We start from the raw sequence: 25,126 nt of genomic DNA, 5'->3' as shown, positions 1-25,126 counted from the left end.
TTGCGGGCCTTTTTTTTTTTGGGTTTGTTTTGTTGGTGTGTTTTGTGGGGGGGGGGGGGGGGGGGGGGGGGGCCCCCCCGGCCCCCCCACCCCCGCACAGCCCGCCCCGGAACCCGCACAGCCTCCGGAACCAGGACCACGGCCCGATCCCGACCAGGACCCCGGACCGATACGACCGGGGCCGCGGCCCGATACCGACCGGGACCCCGGACCGATACCGACCGGGACCGCAGCCCGATACGCCCCGCCCCGCGGGTCTCTAGCGTGAAGCGGCATGAACGACACCACAGGCACCCTCGACGAAGCCCTGGAGCGCCTCCATCTCTCGGGTCCCGAGCGCGACGGCTGGCTCAGCAATCACGCGCCGATGGCCGTGGAGGCGCTGGTACGGCACGGCCAGGCCCCGGCCGTGCACCGCTGGCTCGACCACTACAGGGCGAAGCTGGAAGACATGCCGGACACCGATTCACCGGTGACCGAACGGAACTGGCGGGAGGCGCTCGGCGATCCGCGCCGCATCGCCGACTGGACGGCGTACTTCGGGCGGGAGACGGCCGAGCGTCCCTGGCGCGACGTACTCGCCGAGTGGTGGCCGATCCTGCTGCCCGGCATCGCGGCGGGCGCCACCCACCCGGTGATCCGGGTCGGCCACTCCGTACGCACCCTGCTGGCCGGGGAGCCGACCGCGCCGCGCGTCCAGGAGCTGGCACACGCTCTCGGTTACTGGGCCGCCCGGCACCAGCCGCTGCCGGACCTCCCCACGCTCGCCCCCGCGCCGAGCGCCGCCGCCGCGCTGGACGCGGTACCCGCGGTGGCCGTGCAGAGCGGCGGCATCCTGGACCGGCTGACGCAGCTCACCGGGTTCCCGGACTGGCCCGAGCGGACTCCCGCCGGTCCGGACGCCGCCCGGACCGCACTCCATGAGCTGGTCCGGGCCTCGACCCACCGTTACGCCACTCACGGGTACGGCGAACCGATCATGCTGGTGCACGCGGCGACCGCCCCCAACGCGGTGCTGCGCACCCTGCCCGCGCTCCCCCGCGAGCTGTGGGCGCCGAGCCTGGCGGCGGCCTGGGCCGCGAGCGCCGCGGTCACCGCCGCCTACACGCCCGCCGCGCCCGCCCCGTACACACCGGCGAGCGCCACGGCCGAGGAACTGTTCGAGCGGGCGGCCGCGCACGGCGACGACCACACCATCAAGTTCACCGACACCGCGCTGGACATCGGCGACGCGACCGCCCTCGCGGCGGCCCGGCGCGCGATCGAGCTGAACCCGCCGGCCCGGTAGAAAGAACCCCGGCAGAAAGAACCCGGGCAGAAAGAACTCAGCCGAACTGCACCGAGCGCTTCGCCAGCCCCATCCAGAATCCGTCGATGACGCTGCGCCCCCGGTCGAGTTCGCCCTCGGAGGCGCCCAGCGTCACGAACAGGGGCGCGAAGTGCTCGGTGCGCGGGTGCGCCAGCCGGCCCGCCGGGGACTTGTGCTCGAAGTCCAGCAGCGCATCGATGTCCTGCTCCTGGAGCGCCCGGTCGCCCCAGTCGTCGAACTCGGCCGACCAGCCGGGGATGCCGCCGCCCGGGTGCCGCAGGGCCGCCAGGTTGTGCGTGAAGAAGCCACTGCCGACGATCAGTACGCCCTCGTCGCGCAGAGGGGCGAGTTTGCGCCCGATGTCCATCAGCTTCTGCGGGTCCAGCGTGGGCATGGAGATCTGGAGTACGGGGATGTCGGCGCCCGGGAACATCTCCACCAGCGGCACATACGCACCGTGATCGAGCCCGCGGTCCGGGATGTCCTGCACCGGCGTACCGGCGCCGCGCAGCAGTTTGCGCACACTGTCCGCCAACAGCGGGGCGCCCGGGGCGTCGTAGCGCACGGTGTAGTAGTGCTCGGGGAAGCCCCAGAAGTCGTAGACCAGCGGCACGGGCTCGGTGGCGCCCAGCGCGAGCGGGGCCTCCTCCCAGTGCGCGGACACCATCAGGATCGCGCGGGGGCGGGGCAGTCCCGCGGACCAGGCGGCCAGCTGGCCGGGCCAGACCGGGTCGTCGGCGAGCGGCGGCGCACCGTGCGAGAGGTAGAGGGCGGGCATCCGCTCCGCGGTGACAGTCATGGCACTTCCCCAATCCACGGTGGCTCAAGGCAGGCGCTCCACAGGTCACACAAGGCCATACTCAGGGGTTCCTTCTTCAGGATTCCTGCGTAACCTTCCGGCGATGCTTCTTGAATCTTCAAGTTCCTATCTCTGGAGACCTTAGCTTCATCTAGTTAAACATTCAAGAAAAGGTCGTACAGTGGAGTACATGACCACGGCATCCACCAGCGCGCCGCGCTGGCTCACCGACGACGAACAGAGCGTCTGGCGTGCCTATCTGCATGCCACCACGCTCCTGGAGGATCACCTCGACCGCCAGTTGCAGCGCGACGCCGGCATGCCGCACATCTATTACGGACTGCTCGTCCAGCTCTCCCAGGCGCCCCGGCGCCAGATGCGGATGACCGAGCTGGCCAGGAACGCGAAGATCACCCGTTCCCGGCTCTCGCACGCCGTCGCGCGGCTGGAGAAGAGCGGCTGGGTGCGGCGCGAGGACTGCCCGTCCGACAAGCGCGGCCAGAACGCGGTGCTCACGGACGAGGGCCACGAGATGCTCCGCCGCTCGGCGCCGGGGCACGTCACCGCCGTACGGCAGGCGATGTTCGAACGGCTCACGCCCGAGCAGGTGCGCAGCCTCGGCGAGATCATGCGGGTGCTCGCCACCGGTCTGGAGCCGGAGGGTACGGACGCGGATCTGCCCTGGCTCCGCTGAGCGGGACCAGGGCAGATCAAATCCGGCCATTACGGGTACCGGCGGGTGTCAGTGCGCGATGACGGGGATCTTGAACTCGTCCTCCGCACCGGCCCCCCGGCCCGAACCGGCCGAACCCGCCGAACCCGCACCCGGGCCCACGCCCGGCCCCGCGCCCGGACGCCCGGTGTTGATCATCGTCACCGCGATCGCGGAGGCCGCGACGAGGATGCCGACCGCCCACCAGATGGCACTGGCGAAACCGCTGACCATCGCCTGGAGCTCCAGGAGCTTCGGGTCCGTGGCGCGGGCGGCGTGCTCGGCGACGTACGCCGTGGTGGCGCCGGCCGCGATGGTGTTCAGCAGTGCCGTGCCAATAGCGCCGCCGACCTGCTGCGAGGTGTTGACCATCGCGGAGGCGACACCCGCGTCACGCGGCTCGATACCGTGCGTGGCCAGGGACATGGCGGGCATGAAGGCCGTGCCCATGCCGAGGCCGAGCAGCAGCTGACCGGGCAGGATGACGCTCGCGTAGCTGGTGTCGACGTCCAGCTGGGTGAGGAACAGCATGCCGAGGGCGGCGACCAGGAAGCCGGGTCCCATCAGCAGGCGCGGGGGCACCCGGGTCATCAGCCGGGTGCCGATCTGGGTCGAGCCGGTGATCATGCCCGCGATCATCGGGAGGAACGCGAAGCCGGTCTTGACCGGCGAGTACCCCTTCACGACCTGGAGGTAGTAGGTCAGGAACAGGAACAGGCCGAACATCGCGATGACGGCGAGACCCAGCGAGAGGTAGACCCCGCCGCGATTGCGCTCGGTCAGGACGCGCAGCGGCAGCAGCGGCGACTTCACCCGCGACTCGGTCACGACGAAGGCCAGCAGCAGCGCTCCGGCCGCGACGAACATGGAGACGGTCAGCGCGTCGGACCAGCCGGCCGACTCGGCACGGGTGAACCCGTACACCAGGGCGACGAGGCCGAGCGTGGACAGGATCACACCGGGGATGTCGAGCGGCGAGCGGTTGCGGCCGCCGGCCGGTTCACGGATGACGAAGTACGCGCCCGCCGCCGCGATCACCGCGAACGGGATGTTGACGAAGAACGTCCAGCGCCAGTTCAGGTACTCGGTGAGGAAGCCGCCCAGGATCAGGCCGACCGCGCCACCGCCACCGGCGATGGCCCCGTAGATGCCGAACGCCTTGGCGCGCTCCCTGGCATCGGTGAACATCACGGCGAGCAGCGAGAGGGCGGCCGGTGCGAGCAGCGCGCCGAAGGCACCCTGAAGCGCGCGGGAGCCGAACATCATCGCCTCGCCGGTGGCCGCTCCGCCGAGGGCGGAGGCCAGCGCGAAGCCGATCAGGCCGACGACGAACGTGCGCTTACGGCCCCAGAGGTCGGCGATGCGTCCGCCGAACAGCAGGAGTCCGCCGAAGGCGAGCGCGTAGGCGGTGATGACCCACTGCTTGTTGCCTTCGGAGATCCCGAGGTCGGTCTGGGCGGACGGCAGCGCGATGTTCACGATGGTCGCGTCGAGGACGACCATCAGCTGGGCGAGCGCGATGAAGGCCAGGGCTTTCCAGCGACTTGGGTCGGGAAGCAGGGTGTCGGCCGTTTTTGACATGGGAGTAGCCACCTAGGGACGTGCGAGGACGCGCAAGGACGTCGTGAAGGTCGTGGGTGTCTTGAGGGTCTTGAGGGTCGTGGGAATCGTCGAGAAGGCCGTGGGAGTCGTCGAGGCCGCGGAGGCCCTGAAGCCCGTGCAGGCCGTGCAGGTGGTGCAGGTAGTGCAGGCCGTGGAGGCTGTGCAGGTCGTCAGCGGGCGGAAATGAGCGCACGCCGGAGCCCGCGCGTCGCACCCGTACGCACACGAAGGCGTACGGAGGCGTGGGTGAAGTCGTCGGCCGGGCGGGGCCCCGGGGCCGGAGAGGTCAGATGGGCGCGGGCGTCAGGAGCGACGCCGCAGGTCCTCCAAGGTCGCCGCCGATCCGGGCAGTACGGAGCGGGCCGGGGCTTCCAGGCCGTCCAGGAACAGCTGCAGATGGCGGTGGGTGAACCGGTCGATGTCCAGGCAGGCGGTGCCGGGCAGTGGCCGGGTGAGCTGGGAGAGGGCGACGAGTACGTCACCGACGGCGATGTCGGTACGCAGCCGCCCCGCGGTCATGGCCCGCCGCACAAGCCCTTCGACGGCCTCTTCGAGGCGCCGGCGCTCGGCGAGCAGGTCGGGGTGGTCCTTGTCGAAGACGCCGGAGAGCATCGGACACAGGGCGCCGATCCGCTCGTCGGCGGCCTCGTGCACGAAGCGGCTGAGCGCGGCGAACGGGTCGGACTCCGCCGCGAGTGCCTCTTCGGCCCGGTCGGTGGTGCGGGAGGTGACCACGAGGACGACCTCGTGAGTCAGCGCCGCCCGGTCGGGGAAGTTCCGGTAGAGCGTGGCATTGCCGACTCCGGCCCGGCGCGCGACATCGTCGAGCGGGACCTCGGGCCCGAACTCGACGAACATCTCGCGGGCGGCCGCCACGATCCGCTCCCGGTTGCGCAGCGCGTCGGCCCGCGGACGGGGCGTACGGCGCCGGGCTGCCGGTGCTGCGGTTTCGTCGACGGTCTGCACGACTGCGGCCTTCCCTCCGGGTGTCCGGTCGACCCCTTCGGGTAACCGGGGATCGTTTCCCCGTTTCACGGGGACACACGTGCAAACGGGGAGAGGCTCCCCGGTTATTTCCCCCTTCGGAGTGACGTGGGTCACACCTCCTCATGGGAAAACCCTCCGATCGGCGCACCCAGCGGGCGGCCCCGCACCGCCCGGCACAGGCTGATCGCCAGAGCGCAGTCAGGGGTCGGCCGGCTGCCGCGGACCCGAAGGCGCCTGAAATGCAGCAGCCCCGCCACCGGATACGCAGATACCGCCGCCCGGCCGCACTCGCCGGAGCGACCGCCCTGGTCATCGCGGCCATGGCATCGGCCAGCTCCACCCTCCCCGTACCCGGGCCCGCCGCCGCGGGCCCGGTGGCCGCCGTGCCGGAGTCCGGACACGGCCCCTGCCGGATCCCGGCCACCATGGGCGTACAGATGTCGGAGGGCATGCCGACCCCGTCCGGCTACTCCCGTTCCACCGGTCAGGTCCGAGCGCTCAACCTGATGATCGACTTCCCGGACGCACCGGGTTCCGGGACGGCCGAGGACCGGTTCGCGGAGTTCTTCCCGCAGACCTCGGACTGGTTCCGGACCAGCTCCTACGGCCGGCTCGACTACCGGCCCGAGGCCCCGGTGAAGACCTGGCTGCGGATGCCGCTGCCGTTCGCGGAGTACGGGATAGAGCGCGGCTCACCCTACGAACCGGGCTACCGCAAGCTCGTCGAGGACCTCGTCGAGGTCGCCGACCCGAGGGTGGACTTCTCCGCGTACGACCTGGTCAATGTGCTGGTCACCCCGAACGCGGGGCCCTCGGCACTGGACACCGTCCTGTCGGTGACCTTCTCCGGCAACGACGACGCCCCGTACGCGGACGGTGTCCCGCTCGCCAACACCTCGTTCGTCTACAGCCGCCAGGACGACGGCTCCGGCTCGTACGCCGAGACGGGCTACCGCGTCCTGCCGCACGAGAACGGCCATGTCTTCGGGCTGCCCGACCTCTACACCATGGAGGGCGGCGGCTCAGTGGGGCACTGGGACATCATGTCCGAGGACTGGGGGGCCAACAACGACTTCCTCGGCTGGCACAAGTGGAAGCTCGGCTGGCTCGACGACAACCAGATCAGCTGCGCCTCCCGGCCCGGCACCAGTGATCACGTCCTCGGCCCGCTGGCCACCACCGGCGGCACCAAGCTCGCCTTCGTGCCACTGGGCGCCCAGTCCGGCTACGCGGTGGAGGTACGGACGGCCGCGGGCAACGACGAGGCGGTCTGCCGGCCCGGCGTACTGGTCTACAAGGTCAGCTCCGACGTGGACACCGGCCAGGGCCCGGTCTCCGTCGCCGACAGCACCGAGGACAGCGGCGGCTGCACCCGGCGGCCCAATGTGCACGCCGAGCTGTCCGACGCGCCGTTCCGGCCCGGTGAGACGTTCACCGACCGGGCCAACGGCATACGGATATCCGTGCTCGACAAGGACTCGGCGGGCGAGTACCGGATACGGATCACCCGCCCTTGACCGCTGACCGCTGACCGCTGACCGCTGATCTCTGACCTCTGGCACCTGGTCCTTACGCCTGTCCTGGCACCTGGTCCTTACGCCTGCCCCTGCTCCTGCTCCTGCTCCTGCTCCTGCTCGGCCAACCGGTCGTGGACCGTGCCGCGCAGTTCCCGCTTGAGGATCTTCCCGGTCGCGTTGCGGGGCAGCGGCTCATCGGTGAACAGGACATGGGCCGGCACCTTGAACGCGGCCAAGTGCCGCCCGACGTGCTCCCGCAGCCCGTCCGCCGTGACCGCCGCACCGGTGCGCAGCCGGACGACGGCCGCGACCTCCTCCCCCAGCACGGGGTGCTCCACGCCGAGCACGGCCGCGTCCTCGACATCGGGATGGTCGTGCAGCGTCGCCTCGACCTCGATGCAGTACACGTTCTCGCCACCCCGGATCACCATGTCCTTGATCCGGTCGACGATGCTGATCCGGCCCTCGCGCAGCACGGCGAGGTCGCCCGTACGGAACCAGCCGCCGGTGAACGCCGCGGCGGTCGCCTCCTCGTCGCGCCAGTAGCCCCGGACCAGCGCCTGGCCGCGCAGCCACAGCTCTCCGGCCTCGCCGTCCGGCAGGGACTCGCCCTGCGCCCCGGCGATCCGCACCTCGGTGGTCGGGGTCGGGCGGCCGACGCTGTCCGGGTGGGCCCGGTAGTCGGCGCCGAAGTTCGCCAGGACGCCGCCGCTGGTCTCGGTGAGGCCGTAGCCGTTGCGAGCCTCGATCCGCTCGCCGTACCGGGCGGTGAGCCGGGCCACCAGGTCCGGCGGGGCCGCGGCGCCGCCCGTGTTGAGCATCGCCAGGCTCTCCAGCCCCTCGCCCGCCCCCTCGGAGGCGGCGGCGAGCAGCTGGAGCGCGGTGGCCGGGACTCCGGCGTAGTGCGTGACGCCGTGCTCGCGGATCAGCCGGAGCGCCTCGTACACGTCCCACTTGCGCATCAGGACGAGCGAGCCGCCCGCCGCCATCGACGCGTAGAAACCGGTGAACGCGGCGACGTGGAAGAACGGGAACGTCATCAGCGTGACCGGCGCGGGCCCCTGCCCCGGGATGACCCCGCGCCCCAGCGCGGAGGCCGCGGCGTGATAACGCGGGTTCAGTGCGGCTCCGGCCTGGGCGAGATGGGTGGCGACGGCCCCCTTGGGACGCCCCGTGGTGCCGGAGGTGTAGATGATCGTGGCGTCGTCCTCGGGCCGGACCTCCACGTCGGGCGGCGCGGCCAGCGGGTCGGGCGCGGGAAGGTCCTCGTACCGCTCCACACGCGCCGCGCCGGCGCCCCCGGCGGGCGGCCCGCCGTGGAACAGCACCACGCGCGCCCCGGTCCTCCCCGCCCAGCCGGCCACCCTGGGCAGCCGCTCCCCGTCGACCAGGAGCACCCGCGGTTCGCAGTCGTCGAGGGCGTACGCGAACTCCTCCTCGGTCCACCAGGCGTTGAGCGGTACGGCGACCAGCCCTGCCAGCTGCACGGCCCAGAACGCGATCTGCCACTCGGGGTGGTTGCGCATCGCGACGACGGCCCGGTCGCCGGGGCGCAGCCCGTACGTCCCGCTGATCCTGCACGCGAGGGCGGAGGCCGCGGCGAAGAACTCCCCGTAGGAGTAACGGCGTTCCCCGGCGATCAGGAACGGACGGTCGCCGTACGCCCAGGTGGTCTCCACGAACTCGCGGAGCGTGCGCGGCCCGTCCACGTAGACCAGCGGACCGTGCTCGGCACGCGTCACCGCGAAGGGGGCGCCTGGCGCGGTGAGGGAGGCCTCGATTCGAGCGGTGGCACCGGGGTCCGCGGGGGCGGGCCCGACCGGGTCCGGGGAAGGCATCGGGTCGGTGTGCGGCACGGGCTGCCTCTCCAAGCGCTTGCTCAGTATCCGGGCGACGCTATGCCCGTGCCCCGGCGCCGTCAAGGGAGCCCCGACCGCCGCCGCCCGGCACCCGTACCCGCCCCTGATCAGGCGCCGGACGGCGGAGTGACGGCGGAGGGCGGAGTGACGGCGGAGGGCGGAGTGACGGCGGAGGGCAGCCCCGCTTGTCCTCACACCCGGTCCGTCCTCACACCCGGTCCGTCCTCTACACCCGGTTCAGGCCCGCGCGGTCCAGGCAGGCGGCGATCGTCGCCGTCTCCTCGGCGTCCAGGGGGCGCATCGGCGGGCTCATCACGTTCGTCGCGATGATGCCGCGCAGCATCAGGGCCGTCTTGAACGCGCCGAGACCGGCGGCCGTGGCCGACGCGGTGCCGGGGCGGGCCGCGCGGATGATGTCGAACAGCGCGACGAGCCGGTCCTGTTCGGCCCTCGCCGTCGCCCAGTCGCCCCGTACCGCCGCCTCGTGCAGCCGCACATAGCCGTGCGGGTCCACATTGCCCAGGCCCGGGACCGAGCCGTCGGCGCCGCTGAGCATCATCGCGTCGACCACCAGCTCATGACCGGTGAGCAGGGAGAAGTCCGGCAGCTCGCGGGCTCCGAGGGCCAGCCGGCGGAACGAGCCGTCGTCGCCGCTGGAGTCCTTCACCCCGGCGATCACGCGATCGGCGGCGAGCGGCAGCAGCAGTTCCGGATCGAGCTTGCTGTGGACGCAGACCGGTACGTCGTACGCGAGCAGCGGCAGATCGACCGCGGCGGCGATGTCCCGGAAGTGGCGGTCGATCTCGTCGGCGTGCGTACGGGTGTAGAAGGGTGCGGTGGCGACCACCGCGTCGGCCCCGAGTCCGGCCGCGGCTCCGGCCCGCTCGATGGCCCGGTTGGTGGTCGTCTCGATGGCCCCGACGATGACGGGGACCTGGCCCGCCGCCGCACCGGTGATCACCTCGATGACCTCGTCCTGCTGCGACGGCGTCAGGTACGCGGTCTCGCCGGAGCTGCCCAGGGCGAAGAGGCCGCTGACACCTCCGTCGAGGAGATGGCCGACCACCCGCTCCAGGGAGGCCCGGTCGATGCCCCCGTCCGCCGTGAGCGGAGTGACGACGGGCGGGATCACGCCGGAGTACTGGGGAGTTCGGGCGGTCATGCGGTGCTCCTTGCGGACGGTACGGGGGTCGGGTCCCCGGTGAGGGACGCGGGGTTCTGCGGGTGGACGCAGTGCCAGCGGTGTTCGTCCGGCCCGGAGGTGACGGCCGGGAAGACAGTGGCGCACTCGTCGTCCGCCTTCCAGCAGCGGGTGCGGAACGGGCAGCCGGACGGCGGGTTGGTGGCCGAGGGCACGGGGCCGGTCAGCACGATCCGCTCGGTGGTCTCCAGCAGGCTCGGCGTCGCCGAGAGCAGGGCCTCGGTGTACGGGTGCGCCGGGGCGCCCGCGACATCGGCGGCCCGGCCCTCCTCGACGATGCGGCCGAGGTAGAGGACGGCGATGCGGTCGGCGAGGTACCGCACGGTCTGGATGTCGTGCGAGATGAACACCATGCCGAGGCCGAGGCGTTCGCGCAGATCGACGAGGAGGTTGAGGACCTGGGCGCGCACGGAGACGTCGAGCGCGGAGGTCGGCTCGTCGGCGACGATCAGTTCCGGTTCGAGGGCCAGTGCGCGGGCGATGGCCACCCGCTGGCGCTGGCCGCCGGAGAGCCGGCCGGGCAGCGCGGCGAGGGTGTGGCCGGGCAGGCCGACCAGGTCGAGGAGTTCCTCGACCCGGGCCTCGCGGGAGGCGCGGGTGCCGCGCCCGTGCACATCCAGCGGGTCGCGCAGGATCCGGCGGACCGTGAGCCGCGGGTTGAGGGCGGTGGAGGGGTCCTGGAAGACCACGCCGACCGCGGACCCGAAGTCGTCCCGGCGCTCGGCCGCCGACATCTCCCACAGATCGCGGCCGTGGAAGCTGACCTGGCCCTCGGTGGGCTTCTGCAACCCGGTCAGGACCCTGGCGAGGGTGGACTTTCCGCAGCCGGACTCACCGACCAGGCCGACGATCTCGCCGCGCTCGATCTCCAGGGTGGCGTCGGTGAGGGCGTGCACGGCGTCCCGGCGGAAGACGCCTCCGCTGCGTGCCTTGTGGCGTACGTGAACGCCGTCGAGCCTGATCACAGGGCGCTCCCTTCCAGCTGTGCGGCGGACGTCGCCGGGTGGTGGCAGGCGAAGCCGTGGTCGTCCGCACTGCCGCGTGCGGTGAGTTCCGGGGTGGCGGTGCGGCACAGTTCGGTGGCCGCGCCGCAGCGCGAGGCGAACCGGCAGCCCTCGCCGAAGCCCTGGGGCGCCGGGACCACCCCGCGGATCTGGTGCAGCCGGTCGGCGCCCGCCTCCAGGGAGACGACCGAGCCGAGGAGGCCGCGGCTGTAGTGGTGGGTGGGGTCGGTGAGTACGGAGCGGGTGGCGCCGATCTCGGCGAGGCGGCCCGCGTACATCACCGCGACCCGGTGCGAGAGATCACCGACCAGGGCGAGGTCGTGGGAGACCAGGACCATCGCGAAGCCGAGTTCCTCGCGCAGCCGGACGAGGAGTTCCACGACCTGGGCCTGGACGGTGACGTCGAGGGCGGTGGTCGGCTCGTCCGCGATCAGCAGACGCGGGCTGCGGGACAGCGCCATGGCGATCAGCACACGCTGGCGCTGGCCGCCGGACAGCTCGTGGGGGTAGCTGCGCAGGGTGCGTTCGGGGGCGAGGCCGACCAGTTCGAGGAGCTCGGCCGGGGTCTTGGTGCCCCCGCGCGAGGTGAGCTGCTTCAGCTGGGTGCCCACGAGCACGGACGGGTTGAGGGAGGAGAGCGCGTCCTGGTAGACCATCGCGATCTCCGGGCCCATCAGGGCGCGGCGCTCCTTCGGAGGGAGCTTCAGCAGGTCCCGGCCGCGGTAGAGGATCTCGCCGCTGACCTCGGCGTTGCGGGCGAGGAGGCCCATCACGGCGAGGCTGGTGATGGACTTCCCGCAGCCCGACTCCCCGACCAGGCCGAGGGTTTCGCCCTCATGGACGGTGAAGTCGAGCGAGTCCACGACGGGGACGGTGCCGTAGCGGTCGGGGAAGCGGATCGCCAGGTCGCGTACGACGAGGAGTTCGGCGGCGTCCTCACGTACCGGGACGATCGACGGCTCGGTGGCGTGGACGCGCCGGGCGAGCTTGGCGAGGGCGGCGTCGATGTCCACGGTGGAGCGGGCCTCCACCGGGTCCGGCGCGGCGGCGGTGGCCGAAGGATCGGCGGCGGAGGGATCGGCGGCCGAGAGACCGGCGGTAGCGGGATCGGCGGCGGGATCGGCGGTGGCGCGGGGCTTCTTCGGCGCGGCCGAGGCGTCGGTGAGGCCCTCCGAGAGGATGTTCAGCGCCAGCACGGTGATCAGCAGCGCGAGGCCGGGGAAGAAGGTGGCCCACCAGCCGCCCGCGAGGAGGATCTGCCGGCCGTAGGCCAGCACGCTGCCCCAGCTGGGGTCGGGGTCCTGCACACCGGCGCCGATGAAGGAGAGGCTCGCCTCGAAGATGATCGCCTCCGCGACCATGACGGTGGCGAACACCATGACCGGTGCCATGCAGTTGACGGCGACATGGCGCAGCACGATGTAGCCGCGGCGGGCGCCGATGACCTTTTCGGCGGCGACGTAGTCCTCGCCGTACTGGGACAGCACATTGGCGCGCACGACCCGGGCGAGCGAGGGGGTGTAGACGAACGCGATGGTGAAGATGATCACCGGAACGCTGGTGCCGAAGACGGCGACCAGGACGGCCGCGAGCGCGATCGGCGGGAACGACATCACGACGTCGAGCGTGCGCATCACGGACTCGTCGCCGAGCTTGCGCGAGGTCGCGGCGAGCGAGCCGAGGACGGCTCCCACGACCAGGGCGACGGCCGTCGCGCCGAGGCCGATGACCAGCGAGTAGCGCGAGCCGTGCACGACGCGGGCGAACACGTCGCGCCCCGCCCGGTCGGTGCCGAACCAGTGCTCGCCACTGGGTGCCTGCACCGGGGTGCCGGTGGTCAGCGGGTCCTGGGTGAGCAGCGGCGCGAGTACGGCGCCGAGGACGACGGCTACGAGGACGCCGAGGGCGACGCGGGAGGTGACCGGCAGGGAGCGGAACGCGATGCCCGGTCGGGAGAGCTTCTTGGCCAGACGGCCCGTGGCGAGCATGTCACACCGTCCTGATGCGGGGGTTGACCAGCAGATAGAGCAGGTCGACGACGACGTTGACCACCAGGAAGGCGATGGCGATGGTCAGTACGGTGCCCTGGACCAGGGCGACATCGCCGCCGGTGACACCTTCGAGGATGAGCTTGCCCATGCCGGGCAGATCGAAGATCGCTTCGATGACGACGGCGCCGCTGAGCAGATAGCCGACCTTGACCCCGAGCACGGTGAGCGGGGTCACGAGCGCGTTGCGCAGCACGGAGCGGATCACCAGGAACACCGGCAGGCCGTTCCCGCGGGCGGTGCGCACATAGTCGCGGTCGAGCTCGGCGACCATCGAGGTGCGTACGAGGCGGGCGAGCGACGCGGCGACGGGCACGGCGAGCGAGAAGGCCGGCAGGGCCATGGTGGTGAGCCAGCCGCCGAAGGAGTCGGCCGGGTTGGTGTAGCCGCCGGTCGGGAAGATCCGGACGTTCAGCGCGAACTGCTGGATGAGCAGCACGCCGAGCCAGAACGAGGGGATGGCGACCCCGGCCATGGAGAACACCCGGAACAGCTGGTCGGGCCAGCGGTCGCGGTACATCGCGCCGAGGACACCGCCGACGACGGCGAGCACGATCGCGAGGATCAGTCCGAGGAAGGTCAGCTGGAGCGTGAGCGGGAAGGCGGCGGTGATCCGGTCGAAGACGGGCTGGCTCGGCGGGACGGTCATCCCGAGGTCGAAGTGGAGCAGCTGGCCCAGGAAGTCGAAGTACCGCACGGGCAGCGGGTCGTTGAGCCCGTTGGCCTCGGCGAAGGCCGCACGGGCCTCGGGGGTGGCGCTCTCCCCGAGCGCGTTGAAGGCCGGGTCGACCGGCGAGAACTGAAGCACCACGAAGACCAGCAGCGCGATACCGAGGATCATCACCGGCATCATCGCGACGCGGCGCAGCGCGAGCCGGAGAAAAGCAACCATCGTCGGGTTCCTTGCGATTGGGCGGACGGCGGGTCCGGGCCACCGGGGGGAGGCGGCCCGGACCGGAGGCGGCCGGGCGCGGCCCGGACCGGAAACGGTCAGGCGCGTGCCCGGACCGGAAACGGTCAGGCGCGGCCGACGTCCACGAACGACAGGCCCGTGGTGGGCAGCGGCTTGAAGCCTGGCAGCGCCTTCTCGTTCCAGGCCGTGGGCAGCTTGCGGTGCAGGATCGGGTACAGCGCGGCCTCGTCGGCGACCAGGTCGGTGGCCTCGCCCCACAGCTTCCTGCGGGTCGTCTCGTCGGCGGCCTGGGCGGCCTTGTCGAGGAGCTGCCTGAGCTGCTTGTACGCGGGGGACTTGCCCCAGCCGTAACGCTTCTCCGGCCAGAAGCCGTAGTAGAACCAGCGCATCAGGAGGTCGGCGTCGTTGCCGAAGACGGACGGGTCACCGGGGGCCACGAGGACCTCGAAGTCGCCGCCGTCGATCTTGGCGTACTGGGCCGGGGACTGGGCGATGTCGAGGGTGACCTTGACGCCCGCCGCCTCCCAGCTCTCCTTGAGCAGCGGGGCGATGTCCTTGACCCAGCCGGTGTCGGTGGTCAGGACGGTGAAGGCCAGGTTCTTGACGCCGGCTTCGGCGAGCAGTTCCTTCGCCCTGGCCACATCGTGCGTGTAGACGGTGGCGGCCTTGTGGTAGTCCGGGTGGGTCGCCGGGACATAGCCGGTGGCGGCCGCCGCGTTGCCGACCATGGCGGTGCTGATGATCTTCTCGGTGTCCAGCGCGTAGTGCAGCGCCTGACGGACCCGCTTGTCGGCGAACCGCTTGTCGGCGGTGTTGAACATCAGGAAGAGCAGCCCAAAGGACTGGACGGACTCGGTCTTCGCCGAGGCCGCGATCCGCTTGACGTCGATGTAGGGGACGTCCTCGATGGCCTGCACCCGGCCGGACTCCATGGCGCTGACCCGCGCCGACTGGTCCGACATCAGGCGCCAGACCATCTTCTCGGCCTTGGCCGGGTGCGGGCCGTTGTACGTGCCGTACTTCTCGAAGACGATCTTGTCCTCGCGGGTCGCCTCGATGAACCGGTACGGCCCCGAGCCGACCGGCTTGGCGTCGAATCCCTTGGCGTCCGCCTCGACGATCTTCTTCGGCACGATGCGGGCGACGGCGATGCGCGACGGGAACAGGGCGAAGGCGTACTTCAGCTTGAACTCGACGGTCTTGGCGTCGACCGCCGTGACGGTGTCGATGAAGGGCACGAACTGCGCCATCAGCGAGGCGTTCTTCTCGTCCAGGATGCGTTCGAAGCTGAACACGACGTCATCGGCGGTGACCGGCGATCCGTCGTGGAAGGTCGCACCGTCGCGGAGCGTGGCCCGGTAGGTGGTGGCGTTGATCTTCTTCGGCATCTCGGTGGCGAGCGCGGGGCGAGCCACGAGCGTTGCCGGATCGAGATCGACGAGACCTTCGAAGATGTGCATATTGGCGGCGTACGGAGTCGCGCCCGAGGTGATCATGGGGTCGAAGCCGGTCGACAGCGGATACGACAGACCGGCCTCGATGGTGCCGCCGCCGTCCCCCTCGCCCGCCGCGCCGTCGGTGGTCGAGGACGGCCCGCCACAGGCGGACAGTCCTGCCGTGATGGCGACCGCCGCACCGACGGCGCCGGTGTATCGCAGGAAGGTGCGGCGCTCCACACCGGCTGATCTCAGCTCGGGCACGGGTCCTCCAGGAAGGTGAAGGTGGGACGGAAGGGCGGAACACAGAGCCGAGACACGATCGCGGGGATCATTTCCAGCTGAAGCATGAGACGTCAGATGTCTGATGCCTTGATAGCGTTGGAACGTAGCTTGACAATCGAGAGGGGTCAAGAGGTGGGGAGTTCACATATGTCCGGTACGAGGCCCAGCAGACAGCTGCTCCGGCAGGAAGTCGTCGACGGCATCAAGCGCTACATCCTTGAGGAGAAGCTCCGCCCCGGAGACTCGCTTCCCACCGAGCCCGCCCTGTGCGAGGCACTCGGCGCCAGCCGCTCCAGCGTCCGCGAGGCCGTCAAGATCCTCAACGCCCTGGACATCGTCGAGGTGCGCCACGGACACGGCACCTACGTCGGCAGGCTCAGCCTGTCCGCGCTGGTGGAGAGCCTGACCTTTCGCGGACTGCTCTCCCCGGACGACGATGTCCAGGTCCTGGCCGACCTCGTCGACGTACGCGAACTCTTCGAGCGCGGGATGGCCGACCGGATCGTGTCCCTGCTCGCCCCGGAGCAGCTCGACGCACTGGACGGCCTGGTCGCCACCATGCGTGAGACCGGCGCCCAGGACGGGACCGGCTTCGTGGAGGCCGACCGGGCCTTCCACGCGCTGCTCGTCGCACCGCTCGGCAACAATCTGATCGGCCAGCTCTCGATGGCCTTCTGGGACGTGTACGCGATCGTCGCGCCGCACCTCAACGGCTTCACGCACGCCGACGAGACGGCGACGGTCGCCGCCCATCAGAGCATCGTGGACGCGGCACGGGCCGGGGACATTCCCGCGTTCATCACCTCGCTGAGCGAGCACTACGCCCCGGTCAGGCGCCGGATCTCCGAGGCCCGCGCCCGCGAGGACCGCCAGGACTGACCCGCCGCCGACGGCCCGGGGGAACGGCGCCGGGCCTCCGTCCGGGCAGGGCACCGGCCCCGTTCCGGACGGAGGCGGCAGGACCGGCGAACAGCGCCGGCACCGACCTCCGCGACCGGCCCCCGCCCACGGCCCACCGGCCGGCCACCCCGCCGCCGGTCCGCCGCCCACCGGCCGCAGCTCCCGCCCCGGCCACCCCTCCGCCGACCCGCCGCCGACCGACTGACGGCCCGGCAGTCACCCCACAGCCGGGCCGTCAGCCCCTGCCGGAACCCTTGACGGTCACCGCGACGGGTGCCTAGGGTCCGTGTGCCGACAGGACATCTGACGTCTTCTGTCGCTGTTTCATGACGAGCGGCGCCATCGCCCCACCACCTCGCCCCCCATCGCCTCCCCCACCGCCCCACCGCCTCATCGCCCCACCACCTCATCGCCTCATCGCCTTCCAGGAGGGCACCGCCATGCCTCTGACGGACCTTTCGCTCGCGGAGTGCCGCGCCCACCGGCCGGAACTCGCCGTGCCCGACGGCTTCGACGCCTTCTGGGCACGCACCTTGGGCGAAGCCCCCGTCGAGGGCCCGGACACGGTGGAGAAGCCGGTGTTCACCGCCGTCGACACCGGGGTCACCCAGATCCGTACGTACGACGTGACCGTGCCCGGCTTCGCCGGACGGCCGGTCCGCGGCTGGCTGCGGCTGCCCGCCGGGACCACCGGACCGCTCGGCTGCGTCGTCGAGTTCCTGGGCTACGGCCGCGGCCGGGGGCTGCCCCACGAGGATCTTCTCTGGGCGGCGGCCGGATACGCCCACCTGGTCATGGACACCCGCGGCCAGGGCTGGTCGGCCGCGGGCGGCAGCACCGACGACTCGGACGCGGGTTCCGCCGGAGCCGTACCGGGCTTCGTCACCCGCGGCGTCGAAAGCCCGGAGACGTACTACTACCGCCGGGTGTTCACCGACGCCGTGCGCGGTGTCGAGGCCATGCGCGGCCACCCCGAGGTCGACCCCGAGCGGATCGTCGTCACCGGGGTCAGCCAGGGCGGCGGCATCGCGCTGGCGGTGTCGGGCCTCGTCCCGGGGCTGGCCGGGGTGATGCCGGACGTGCCGTTCCTCTGCGACTTCCCGCGGGCGGCGGCGATCTCGGCCCGTCCTCCGTACACCGAGATCGCCGACTATCTCAGCCTGCACCGCGACCGCACCGCGACGGTCTTCCACACCCTGTCGTACTTCGACGCCGCGCTGCTCGCCACCCGCGCCACCGCGCCCGCGCTGTTCTCCATCGCGATGATGGACGACATCTGCCCGCCCTCCACCTGCTTCAGCGCCTACCACCACTACGCCGGCCCCAAGGACGTACGCGTCTACGAGTTCAACGGGCACGAGGGCGGGGCGGCGTACCAGCAGCGGGAGCAACTGGCCTGGGTGCGTTCCCTGTTCGCCGGCCCGCCGTCCGGGCGGGCCGGCCACCCCTGACCCCCTCGACGACGGGCTCCACCCCGAACGGCGGGGTCATCACCGGCCCGCACCGAAGATGATCAAGGATCTGCGGATCCTCGACGTCACCGGCCGGGTCTGCTCACTGTCCCTCCCCTGACGCGGCGGACGCCCTCTCGCGTCCCCGCCCCGGTTCTCCCCCCTCAGGAAGTGAGATCGTCCATGCAGCGAAACGTCTCCGTCGCCCTGCTCTCGGCCGCCATGCTGGTGGCCACCGCGGCAGGCACCGCACATGGCACCACCTCTGCCCCCTCTGCCCCTTCCGCCGCGGTCTCCGCGGCCTCTGCCGTCACCGCCGGTGAACTGACCTCCCAGGACCTGACCGTCGACGGAGTGGGCTCGCCCCACTACCGCATCCCCGCGCTGACCACCTCGGTCAGGGGCACCCTGCTCGCGGCCTACGACGCCCGGCCCACCCTCGGCGACCTGCCGGGCAACATCTCCATCGTGCTGCGCCGCAGCACCGACGGCGGGGCGACCTGGCAGCCGCAGCAGGTGGTCCGCAAGGAGGCCGCGCCCAAGGGCTTCGGCGACCCGAGCCTGCTGGTCGACCGCACCACCGGCCGTATCTTCGTCTTCTACGCGGCCGGGGTGAACCAGGGCTTCTTCGGCTCCGCCACCGGGAACGACGAGACCGACCCGAACGTCCTCCAGGCCGACTACAGTTACTCGGACGACGACGGTGCGACATGGACCCACCGCCGTATCACCCGGCAGATCAAGAACCCCGCCTGGGCAGGCATGTTCGCGGCCTCCGGCGAGGGCATCCAGCTCCGCGCGGGCGCGTACAAGGGCCGGCTGATCCAGCAGTACGCCATCCGGAACAACGGTGCCAACTACGCGGTCAGCGCCTACAGCGACGACCACGGCGAGACCTGGCGGATGGGCAACCCGGTCGGCCCCGGCGGCGACGAGAACAAGACCGTCGAGCTGTCCGACGGCAGGATCATGCTCAACAACCGCTCCAAGCCGTACCGCACGATCGCCTACTCCACCGACGGCGGCGTCAACTACACCCCGTTCACCCAGGACACCGCCCTGACCGACCCCGCGAACAACGCCTCGGTCATGCGTTACGCCCCCGACGCCCCGGCATCCGACCCCAGGTCGTCATGGCTGCTGTTCAGCAACACCGAGGACGGGTCGGCGCGGCGCAACCTCACGGTGAAGATGTCCTGCGACAACGGGAAGACCTGGCCGATCAGGAAGGTCGTCGACCCGGGCGCCGCCGCCTACTCGACGCTGACCGGGCTGCCCGGCGGACGCGTCGGACTGCTCTACGAGCGCGCCGACTACCAGCACATCACGTACTCGTCGTTCGACCTGACGTGGCTCGGCGGCACCTGTGCCGACATCACCATCACCCCGCCGGCCACCCTGAAGGCGGGCACCGGCGCGGAAGTGGTCGTCCGGGTGGTCAACCGGATGGACGTACGCCGCGACGCGGGCACCATCGATCTCACGGTCCCCGGCGGCTGGACGACGAGCCGGGCCGGCATCCCGGCGCTCAACCCGGGCCAGGGCGCCAACATCAAGGTTCCCGTCACCGTCGCGGCGGGCGCCTCGGGCAGCGTCAAGCTCACCGCGACGTACCGGGCGAGCGGCAAGCAGGCCTCCGGCAGCGCGACGGTGACCGTCACCCCGTAGGCACCGCGCCCCGGGGTGCCGGCCACCGTCACCCCGGGGCGTGAGGGCCGTTGCAGGCGTCCGGGCCGGGGAGTCGGGGCCGGGCAGGGGCGACCGGACTCGACGGGTTCGAGTCCGGCGGCTCACGGACCGGCCGGTTCCAGGCGGGTGCGGATGCCGTCGAAGTGGGTGCGCATGGCGCGTACGGCGCGTTCACCGTCGGCCGCCGCGACCGCCTCGACGATCTCCCGGTGCTGGGCACAGGTGACGGCGGGGTCCTGGTGGCTGTCGTCGAGGTCTTCGCGCACCCGGTCCATGGCCGCCCAGAACGCGTCGAGCACCTCGCTGAGCAGGTGGTTGTCCAGCGACGCGTAGAGCGCGAGGTGGAAGGCGCGGTCGGTGGAGCGCGCCACCCGGCCGCTGAGGGCCTCGGTCTCCATCTCGGCGACCAGGCCGCGCAGCACGTCGAGGTCCTCAGCGGGGATACCGGCGGTGACCGCGCCGACCAGACCCGCCTCAAGCGCCTCCCGCACCTTCATCAGCTCCAGCAGACCGGGCTGCCCCTGCCGGTACCGGACGGCGGCACGGAAGGCGAGCCCCTCGACGAACGGCTCCAGCGAGAGCGAGCCGACGAAGGTGCCGAAGCCGCGCCGGATCTCGACCACATTCATGGCCTGGAGCGACTTGAGGGCCTCGCGCACCGAGACCCGGCCGACCTCGAAGAGGTCCATCAACTCGCTCTCGGTGGGCAGCGCGTCGCCGGGGGCGAGCCTGCGTTCCAGGATCAGCTCCTTGATCCGACGCTCGATGTGCTTGGCCGTGGTGGGGCGGGCCACAACGTCCTCCTGAGGTGCGATTGCCCCTTGACCGGTCGCAGGAGCATCTGTTTAAGGTAAGCCAGACATAGGACATCTTACGTCTTGTGTCTCGGTCCGACAGCCGCCCGGCGCCACGGACCGGTGCATCGACCAAGCTGGAGTCCTCACCATGTCTCTGACCGCACCGTTGCGCGGCATCGTCCCGCCGGTCTGCACTCCGCTCGACTCCCGCGGGGAAATCGACACCGCGTCCCTCGGGCGGCTCGTGGAGCACCTGATCGACGGGGGCGTGCACGGACTGTTCGCCCTCGGTTCGACGAGCGAGGTCGCCTACCTCACCGACGAGCAGCGCGCCACGGTGCTGGAGACCGTGGTCAATGTGGCCGACGGCCGGGTTCCGGTGCTGGCGGGGGTCATCGACACCACGACCGCGCGGGTCGCCGCACACGCGAAGGCCGCCGAGGGCCTGGGCGCGGACGCGCTCGTGGCGACCGCGCCGTTCTACACCCGCACCCACGGCAAGGAGATCGCCGGGCACTTCCGGCGACTGCGCGCCGCGGTCGACCTGCCGCTGTTCGCGTACGACATCCCGGTCGCCGTGCACTCCAAGCTCTCCGCCGCGCTCGTGCGCGAACTGGCCGAGGACGGCACGCTCGCGGGGCTGAAGGACAGCAGCGGGGACGAGGGCGGGCTGCGCCGGCTGATCGTCGAACTGGGCGGGCGGGGCGGGCGCGAGGAGGGCCCGGCACCCCGGTTCAGCGTGCTGACCGGGTCCGAACTCACCGTGGACGCGGCCCTGCTGGCCGGGGCCGACGGGGTCGTACCGGGAATCGGCAATGTGGACCCGGCCGGCTATGTACGGCTGTACGAGGCGGCGCGGGCCGGTGACTGGGCGCTGGCCGCGCAGGAACAGGAGCGGCTCGTCGAGCTGTTCGCCATGGTCGACGTGGGCCCGGAGGCCGACATGGGCCGCAGCTCCTCCGCGCTCGGCTCGTTCAAGGCCGCGCTGCGGCTGCTCGGTGTCATCGAGTGCGGCGACACCGCGTTCCCGCAGATCCAGCTGTCCGCCGAGTCGGTCGTCCTGGTCGCGCGCCGACTGCGCGCCGCCGGCCTGCCGCCGGTCCGATGAGCACCGGCACCCTGCCCGCCTCCGCCCGCCCCGGCACCGGCACCGGCACCGGCACCGGCACCGGCACAGTCGTGATCGGCCTCGATCTCGGCGGTACGAAGATCGCCGCCGCGCTCTTCGGACGCGACGGCACCGTACTGGCCCGGCACACCCGCCCCACCCCGGCCCGGGACGGTTCCGCCGCCGTGCTCGACGCGCTGGCGGCGGCCGTCGCGAGCGTGGACCCGGACGGGTCGGCCACGGCGCTCGGAATCGCCGCGGCCGGGGTCGTCGACCCCCGTACCGGCATGGTCACCAGCGCCACCGACTCCATCCGCGGCTGGGCGGGCACCGCGCTGGGCGCCGGGCTCGCCGACCGTACGGGGCTTCCGGTGGCCTGCGACAACGACGTACGCGCCACGGCCGGACCCGAACTCGCGGCGCTGGACGGGGAGCACGGTTCGCTGCTGTTCGCGGCCGTCGGTACGGGAGTGGGCGGCGCCGTCGCCGTCGACGGGCGGATGCTCCACGGCGCCCACGGGATGGCCGGGCACCTCGGCCACCTGCCGAGTCCGGAGGCGGCCGGACTGCCCTGCACCTGCGGTTCCACCGGGCATCTGGAGGTCATCGCCTCGGGACCCGGCATCACCGCCTGCTACGAGCGGCTCGCCGGTACGTCCGTGGACCGGCTGGAGACCGTCGCCGCCAGGGCCGCGCGGGGCGACGCCGACGCCGTACGCGCGATCACCGCCGGCGCCGCCGCGGTCGGCCGGGTGCTCGGCGGGCTCGCCAACGCGCTCGGCCCCGACCGGGTCGTCGTCGGCGGCGGCGTCCCCCGGATCGGCCCTCTGTACGGCAACGCCCTGGCCGCCGCCTTCACCGCCGAGCTGATGCCCCCGCTGCGCGGGCTGACCCCGGTGGCCCCGCTGTTCGGCCACGACGCGGCTGTGCTCGGCGCGGCCTCACTCACCACCACACTTCCCCTCCACCACCCGGGAGCCCTCCGATGAGCACGCCGCACGAACGACCGGCCGTCGGCACGGCTGCCGCCTACGCCTCCGAGGCCGACGCCTCCACCACGGTCCCGCCCGCTGCCCCTTCCCCTTCCCCCGCCGCGTCCCCCGCCGCCCGGCTGACCGACGCGCTCCGGGGCAGGCTGATCGTGTCCTGCCAGGCACCGCCCGGCGATCCGATGCGGGAGACCGCCACGCTGGTGCGGCTGGCGCGGGCGGCCGTCGCCGGTGGAGGATCGGCGATCCGTGCCAATGAGCCGGAGGTCGTCGCCGCGATCGTGGCGGCCGTCGACCTCCCGGTCATCGGCCTGTGGAAGGACGGCGACACCGGCGTCTACATCACGCCCACCGTCCGCCACGCGCTCGCGATGGTGGAGGCCGGTGCCGCGGTGATCGCCGCCGACGCCACCGACCGGCCGCGCCCCGACGGATCGGCCTTCGCCGAACTGGTCGCGGCCGTCCACGCTGCCGGGGCCCTGGTCATGGCCGATGTCTCCACCCTGGCCGAGGGCGTCACCGCGGCCGGCCAGGGGGCGGACTTCGTCTCGACGACGCTCTCGGGCTACGTTCCCGGCACCCCGGAGCAGACCGGCCCCGACCTGGACCTGGTCGCCGCGCTCGCCGCCGCGATCGAGGTGCCCGTCGTCGCCGAAGGCCGTATCAACACCCCGGAGGAAGCCGCCGAGGCCCTGACCCGTGGCGCGCACAGTGTCGTCGTGGGCACCGCCATCACCGCGCCGACCGCGCTGACCGCCCGCTTCGTGGCAGGCCTCCGCCCCTGACCCACCCCCGGTCCGGCCCGGCCCCCGGCCCACCGCCGGTCCGCCCGGCCCCGGCCCGCCCCACACGTGGGACGGCCGTTCACAGGCGAACGGCCGTCCCGCATCCTGGAGTCCTCGTGCAGACCCCGACACCGCCGGCTTCCCCGGCGCTCCCCACGCTCCCCTGGTACCGCGAGGTGAGCCGCACCCAGTGGAAGTCCTTCTTCGCCGCCTGGATCGGCTACGTCCTCGACGGTTTCGACTTCGTGCTGATCACCCTCGTACTGACCGAGATCAGCGACGAGTTCGGGCTGAGTACGGTGCAGGCGGCCAGCCTGGTCTCCGGAGCGTTCATCACCCGCTGGCTGGGTGGCGCGGTGCTCGGCGCCATCGGCGACCGGTACGGCCGCAAGCTCTCCATGGTGCTGAGCATCCTGCTCTACTCGCTCGGCACCTTCGCCTGCGGGTTCGCCTGGAACTACCACAGCCTCTTCGCCGCCCGGCTCGCCATCGGCATGGGGATGGCCGGGGAGTACAGCGCCAGCGCCACGTACGTCATGGAGAGCTGGCCCGCCAGGGTCCGCGGCCGGGCCAGCGGCTTCCTGATCTCGGGCTTCTCCGTGGGGTCGGTGCTCGCGGCGCAGGTCTACGACTGGGTGGTGCCCTCGCTCGGCTGGCGCTGGATGTTCTATCTGGGCCTGCTGCCCATCGCCGTCGCGCTGTGGATGCGGCGGGCGCTGCCGGAGGCGGCGGAGTGGTCGGAGTCGGTCGGGGCGAAGGGTGCCGGGCCCAACCCGTTCCGGCCGCTCTTCGCGACACGCGGCCGGGCCACGCTCAACACGGCCCTCGGTGTCGCCGCGACCGCCTCGCTCTTCCTGATCTTCACCCCGGGCGGCACGGGACTGGTTCCCGTGCTCTCCGTGACCGCCGGACTCGCGCTCGCCGCCTTCGCGGTCCAACTGGGCGGCAGGCGCGGGTGGCTGCTGTACGTGTCCATGATCGTGACGCTGTTCTTCGCGTTCCTGTACTCCTGGCCGATCCAGGCGCTGCTGCCCACGTACCTCAAGAACGACCTGGGCTACACCACCGACCAGGTCACCGATGTCCTCTACTTCGCGGGATTCGGCACCATGGCCGGCTGCTGGGCGGCGGGATTCCTCGGCGACCGGATCGGCGCCAGGAAGGCGTACGCGCTGACGCTCCTGGCCTCCCTCGCCTTCGTGTTCCCGGTCTTCGCCGTACGGGACAACCTGCTGCTGCTCGGCATCCTGCTCTTCGTGCTCCAGGCCACCGGCTTCGGGATCTCCGGTCTGCTGCCGCGCTACATCGGCGGCCATTTCCCGACGGAGAGCAGGGGCGCGGCACTCGGCTTCACGTACAACGTGGGGGCACTGGGCGGAGCCGTCGCCCCGGTCCTCGGCGCACATCTGGCCTCGGGGATGGACCTGGGGCAGGCGCTGGCGGTACTGACGTTCGCGGGCACCGTGATCGTGGCGCTCCTGGTCGGTCTCGACGTACCGGCCCGGCTGAACCGGCTGACGGACCCCGACGCCACGGAGGACCACCTCGCGGAGGACCACCGCACGGCGGACCACCGCACCGCGGAACCGGCGCCGCGAAAGGTCTGACGGACGAGGACCATGCGTCCGACGGGACCCTGACCGGGAACAGGCCCACTGACTGTTCGTCACCGGCCGGTTTCTGATAGTTGTTTCCGCGGGGACGGGCGCAGTCCCGCAGCGGCGCCTCGCGGGCG

At 71.8% G+C, this 25,126-nt stretch carries 21 protein-coding genes; 11 read left to right on the top strand and 10 right to left on the bottom strand.

The window, feature by feature from the left end:
* Positions 1-274: 274 nt before the first annotated feature.
* Complete coding sequence (locus ABT170_RS39425) at positions 275-1,288, top strand: questin oxidase family protein (RefSeq protein WP_351875882.1); 1,014 nt, start codon at positions 275-277, stop codon at positions 1,286-1,288.
* Positions 1,289-1,325: 37 nt separating this feature from the next.
* Here ABT170_RS39425 and ABT170_RS39420 read toward each other — a convergent pair whose 3' ends face one another.
* Positions 1,326-2,108, bottom strand: a complete 783-nt coding sequence (locus tag ABT170_RS39420; RefSeq protein ID WP_329943862.1) for a dioxygenase family protein — start codon at positions 2,106-2,108, stop codon at positions 1,326-1,328.
* Between the two features lie 181 nt (positions 2,109-2,289).
* Between ABT170_RS39420 and ABT170_RS39415 the strand changes: the two genes are divergently transcribed.
* Positions 2,290-2,802, top strand: coding sequence for a MarR family winged helix-turn-helix transcriptional regulator (locus ABT170_RS39415; RefSeq protein ID WP_329943863.1), 513 nt, complete (start codon positions 2,290-2,292; stop codon positions 2,800-2,802).
* Positions 2,803-2,850: 48 nt separating this feature from the next.
* On the opposite strand, the gene ABT170_RS39410 is transcribed toward ABT170_RS39415, so the two are convergent.
* Entirely contained in the window at positions 2,851-4,401 is a 1,551-nt protein-coding gene (locus tag ABT170_RS39410) for an MFS transporter (RefSeq protein ID WP_351875878.1), read from the bottom strand.
* A 43-nt stretch (positions 4,402-4,444) separates the two neighbouring features.
* Between ABT170_RS39410 and ABT170_RS39405 the strand changes: the two genes are divergently transcribed.
* Positions 4,445-4,609: a hypothetical protein gene (locus ABT170_RS39405; RefSeq protein WP_351875875.1), complete on the top strand. Its 165-nt coding sequence runs from the start codon at positions 4,445-4,447 to the stop codon at positions 4,607-4,609.
* Positions 4,610-4,725: 116 nt separating this feature from the next.
* Here the strand turns inward: ABT170_RS39405 and ABT170_RS39400 are convergent, their stop codons facing one another.
* Positions 4,726-5,388, bottom strand: coding sequence for a TetR/AcrR family transcriptional regulator (locus tag ABT170_RS39400; protein WP_351875872.1), 663 nt, complete (start codon positions 5,386-5,388; stop codon positions 4,726-4,728).
* A gap of 260 nt (positions 5,389-5,648) precedes the next feature.
* On the opposite strand from ABT170_RS39400, the gene ABT170_RS39395 reads away from it, so the two are divergent.
* A complete protein-coding gene (locus ABT170_RS39395; protein WP_329943867.1) occupies positions 5,649-6,926 on the top strand; it encodes a M6 family metalloprotease domain-containing protein in 1,278 nt (425 codons plus the stop codon).
* 77 nt (positions 6,927-7,003) lie between these two features.
* On the opposite strand, the gene ABT170_RS39390 is transcribed toward ABT170_RS39395, so the two are convergent.
* The 6 genes from ABT170_RS39390 to ABT170_RS39365 form a co-directional block, all read right to left on the bottom strand.
* Complete coding sequence (locus ABT170_RS39390; RefSeq protein ID WP_351875869.1) at positions 7,004-8,764, bottom strand: class I adenylate-forming enzyme family protein; 1,761 nt, start codon at positions 8,762-8,764, stop codon at positions 7,004-7,006.
* A gap of 247 nt (positions 8,765-9,011) precedes the next feature.
* Positions 9,012-9,947, bottom strand: coding sequence for a dihydrodipicolinate synthase family protein (locus ABT170_RS39385; RefSeq protein WP_329943869.1), 936 nt, complete (start codon positions 9,945-9,947; stop codon positions 9,012-9,014).
* Entirely contained in the window at positions 9,944-10,951 is a 1,008-nt protein-coding gene (locus tag ABT170_RS39380) for an ABC transporter ATP-binding protein (RefSeq protein ID WP_329943870.1), read from the bottom strand. The genes ABT170_RS39385 and ABT170_RS39380 overlap by 4 nt, the downstream gene beginning before the upstream one ends.
* Entirely contained in the window at positions 10,948-12,978 is a 2,031-nt protein-coding gene (locus tag ABT170_RS39375) for a dipeptide/oligopeptide/nickel ABC transporter permease/ATP-binding protein (RefSeq protein ID WP_351875866.1), read from the bottom strand. The genes ABT170_RS39380 and ABT170_RS39375 overlap by 4 nt, the downstream gene beginning before the upstream one ends.
* A gap of 1 nt (position 12,979) precedes the next feature.
* Positions 12,980-13,930 carry an ABC transporter permease gene (locus ABT170_RS39370; RefSeq protein WP_351875863.1) on the bottom strand — a complete coding sequence of 317 codons (951 nt, stop codon included), beginning with the start codon at positions 13,928-13,930 and terminating at the stop codon, positions 12,980-12,982.
* A 125-nt stretch (positions 13,931-14,055) separates the two neighbouring features.
* A complete protein-coding gene (locus ABT170_RS39365; protein ID WP_329943873.1) occupies positions 14,056-15,651 on the bottom strand; it encodes an ABC transporter substrate-binding protein in 1,596 nt (531 codons plus the stop codon).
* Between the two features lie 168 nt (positions 15,652-15,819).
* On the opposite strand from ABT170_RS39365, the gene ABT170_RS39360 reads away from it, so the two are divergent.
* From ABT170_RS39360 to ABT170_RS39350, 3 genes are all read left to right on the top strand, one after another.
* Positions 15,820-16,551 (top strand): FadR/GntR family transcriptional regulator, encoded by a 732-nt coding sequence (locus ABT170_RS39360; protein ID WP_329943874.1) that lies wholly within the window; start codon positions 15,820-15,822, stop codon positions 16,549-16,551.
* Between the two features lie 461 nt (positions 16,552-17,012).
* Entirely contained in the window at positions 17,013-18,023 is a 1,011-nt protein-coding gene (locus ABT170_RS39355; RefSeq protein WP_329943875.1) for an acetylxylan esterase, read from the top strand.
* A gap of 183 nt (positions 18,024-18,206) precedes the next feature.
* A complete protein-coding gene (locus ABT170_RS39350; RefSeq protein ID WP_329943876.1) occupies positions 18,207-19,691 on the top strand; it encodes an exo-alpha-sialidase in 1,485 nt (494 codons plus the stop codon).
* Positions 19,692-19,813: 122 nt separating this feature from the next.
* On the opposite strand, the gene ABT170_RS39345 is transcribed toward ABT170_RS39350, so the two are convergent.
* On the bottom strand, positions 19,814-20,506 hold the full coding sequence (locus ABT170_RS39345; RefSeq protein ID WP_329943877.1) for a FadR/GntR family transcriptional regulator: 693 nt from the start codon (positions 20,504-20,506) through the stop codon (positions 19,814-19,816).
* A 151-nt stretch (positions 20,507-20,657) separates the two neighbouring features.
* Here ABT170_RS39345 and ABT170_RS39340 point away from each other — a divergent pair, with 151 nt between their 5' ends.
* The 4 genes from ABT170_RS39340 (at position 20,658) to ABT170_RS39325 (ending at position 24,998) form a co-directional block, all read left to right on the top strand.
* Positions 20,658-21,617, top strand: coding sequence for a dihydrodipicolinate synthase family protein (locus ABT170_RS39340; RefSeq protein ID WP_329943878.1), 960 nt, complete (start codon positions 20,658-20,660; stop codon positions 21,615-21,617).
* Positions 21,614-22,606 (top strand): ROK family protein, encoded by a 993-nt coding sequence (locus tag ABT170_RS39335; protein ID WP_351875858.1) that lies wholly within the window; start codon positions 21,614-21,616, stop codon positions 22,604-22,606. The genes ABT170_RS39340 and ABT170_RS39335 overlap by 4 nt, the downstream gene beginning before the upstream one ends.
* Positions 22,603-23,391, top strand: coding sequence for an N-acetylmannosamine-6-phosphate 2-epimerase (locus ABT170_RS39330; protein ID WP_329943880.1), 789 nt, complete (start codon positions 22,603-22,605; stop codon positions 23,389-23,391). Before ABT170_RS39335 ends, ABT170_RS39330 begins: the two co-directional genes overlap by 4 nt.
* A 116-nt stretch (positions 23,392-23,507) precedes the next feature.
* A complete protein-coding gene (locus tag ABT170_RS39325; RefSeq protein ID WP_351875855.1) occupies positions 23,508-24,998 on the top strand; it encodes a sialate:H+ symport family MFS transporter in 1,491 nt (496 codons plus the stop codon).
* The last annotated feature ends 128 nt before the right edge of the window (positions 24,999-25,126 follow it).

It is taken from the genome of Streptomyces sp. NPDC001787, assembly GCF_040297465.1.
Lineage (GTDB): Bacteria > Actinomycetota > Actinomycetes > Streptomycetales > Streptomycetaceae > Streptomyces.
The sequence above is the reverse complement of the archived record's forward strand: the minus strand, read 5'-3'. Positions and strand labels throughout refer to the sequence as shown.

What these genes read in the sequence shown, in the direction of transcription:
- ABT170_RS39360 (WP_329943874.1), top strand. Translation starts at nt 15,820, where the DNA reads ATGTCCGGTACGAGGCCCAGCAGACAGCTGCTCCGGCAGGAAGTCGTC.
- ABT170_RS39390 (WP_351875869.1), bottom strand. Translation starts at nt 8,764, where the DNA reads ATGCCTTCCCCGGACCCGGTCGGGCCCGCCCCCGCGGACCCCGGTGCC.
- ABT170_RS39375 (WP_351875866.1), bottom strand. Translation starts at nt 12,978, where the DNA reads ATGCTCGCCACGGGCCGTCTGGCCAAGAAGCTCTCCCGACCGGGCATC.
- ABT170_RS39330 (WP_329943880.1), top strand. Translation starts at nt 22,603, where the DNA reads ATGAGCACGCCGCACGAACGACCGGCCGTCGGCACGGCTGCCGCCTAC.
- ABT170_RS39335 (WP_351875858.1), top strand. Translation starts at nt 21,614, where the DNA reads ATGAGCACCGGCACCCTGCCCGCCTCCGCCCGCCCCGGCACCGGCACC.
- ABT170_RS39420 (WP_329943862.1), bottom strand. Translation starts at nt 2,108, where the DNA reads ATGACTGTCACCGCGGAGCGGATGCCCGCCCTCTACCTCTCGCACGGT.
- ABT170_RS39350 (WP_329943876.1), top strand. Translation starts at nt 18,207, where the DNA reads ATGCAGCGAAACGTCTCCGTCGCCCTGCTCTCGGCCGCCATGCTGGTG.
- ABT170_RS39425 (WP_351875882.1), top strand. Translation starts at nt 275, where the DNA reads ATGAACGACACCACAGGCACCCTCGACGAAGCCCTGGAGCGCCTCCAT.
- ABT170_RS39370 (WP_351875863.1), bottom strand. Translation starts at nt 13,930, where the DNA reads ATGGTTGCTTTTCTCCGGCTCGCGCTGCGCCGCGTCGCGATGATGCCG.
- ABT170_RS39410 (WP_351875878.1), bottom strand. Translation starts at nt 4,401, where the DNA reads ATGTCAAAAACGGCCGACACCCTGCTTCCCGACCCAAGTCGCTGGAAA.
- ABT170_RS39385 (WP_329943869.1), bottom strand. Translation starts at nt 9,947, where the DNA reads ATGACCGCCCGAACTCCCCAGTACTCCGGCGTGATCCCGCCCGTCGTC.
- ABT170_RS39355 (WP_329943875.1), top strand. Translation starts at nt 17,013, where the DNA reads ATGCCTCTGACGGACCTTTCGCTCGCGGAGTGCCGCGCCCACCGGCCG.
- ABT170_RS39395 (WP_329943867.1), top strand. Translation starts at nt 5,649, where the DNA reads ATGCAGCAGCCCCGCCACCGGATACGCAGATACCGCCGCCCGGCCGCA.
- ABT170_RS39340 (WP_329943878.1), top strand. Translation starts at nt 20,658, where the DNA reads ATGTCTCTGACCGCACCGTTGCGCGGCATCGTCCCGCCGGTCTGCACT.